The sequence below is a fragment of the Ruegeria sp. CL6 genome (genome assembly GCF_056536465.1).
In genome coordinates this window covers 1-1,169 of sequence record NZ_JBQFPR010000031.1, presented here as the reverse complement: position 1 = coordinate 1,169, position 1,169 = coordinate 1, and the positions used below count along the sequence as shown (strand labels likewise).

1 protein-coding gene is annotated in these 1,169 nt (G+C 59.1%); it reads left to right on the top strand.

The window, feature by feature from the left end:
• Window positions 1–1,169 (top strand): elongation factor Tu (gene tuf / locus ACR0LH_RS21635; RefSeq protein WP_170650580.1); only part of this gene is annotated, 1,169 nt, incomplete at both ends.

The window sequence follows — 1,169 nt, the reverse complement described above, 5'->3', positions numbered from 1 at the left end:
ATGGCAAAGGAAAAGTTTGAGCGTACAAAACCGCACGTCAACATCGGCACGATTGGCCACGTTGACCATGGTAAGACGACGCTGACCGCAGCGATCACCAAGTATTTCGGTGACTTCAAAGCGTATGACCAAATCGACGGTGCGCCGGAAGAGAAAGCGCGCGGGATCACCATCTCGACCGCCCACGTGGAATACGAGACCGACAACCGCCACTATGCGCACGTTGACTGCCCCGGCCACGCCGACTACGTCAAGAACATGATCACCGGTGCCGCTCAGATGGACGGCGCGATCCTGGTTGTGAACGCCGCAGACGGCCCGATGCCGCAAACGCGTGAGCACATCCTGCTGGGCCGCCAGGTTGGCATCCCGAAGATGGTCGTGTTCCTGAACAAAGTTGACCAGGTTGACGACGAAGAGCTGCTGGAACTGGTTGAGATGGAAGTTCGCGAACTGCTGTCCAGCTACGACTACCCCGGCGACGATGTTCCGATCATCGCAGGTTCGGCTCTGGCCGCGATGGAAGGCAACAACCCGGAAATCGGCGAAGAGAAGATCAAGGAACTGATGGCGGCTGTTGATGAGTATATCGACACCCCTGAGCGTGAAGTTGACAAGCCGTTCCTGATGCCCGTTGAAGACGTGTTCTCGATCTCGGGTCGTGGTACCGTTGTGACCGGTCGTGTCGAGCGTGGCGTGATCAACGTTGGCGACGAGATCGAAATCGTCGGCATCCGCGACACTCAGAAAACCACCTGTACTGGTGTCGAAATGTTCCGCAAGCTGCTGGATCGCGGTGAAGCAGGCGATAACATCGGCGCCTTGCTGCGCGGTATCGACCGTGACGGCGTTGAGCGTGGCCAGGTTCTGTGTAAGCCGGGTTCGGTTACACCGCACACCAAGTTCGAGGCCGAAGCCTACATCCTGACCAAGGAAGAAGGCGGTCGTCACACTCCGTTCTTCGCGAACTACCGTCCTCAGTTCTACTTCCGTACGACTGACGTGACCGGCACCGTGACCCTGGCGGCTGGCACCGAGATGGTTATGCCCGGCGACAACGTCGGCTTCACCGTCGAGCTGATCGCACCGATCGCGATGGAAGACGGCCTGCGCTTCGCCATCCGCGAAGGCGGCCGCACCGTCGGCGCCGGCGTTGTGTCGAAAATCAT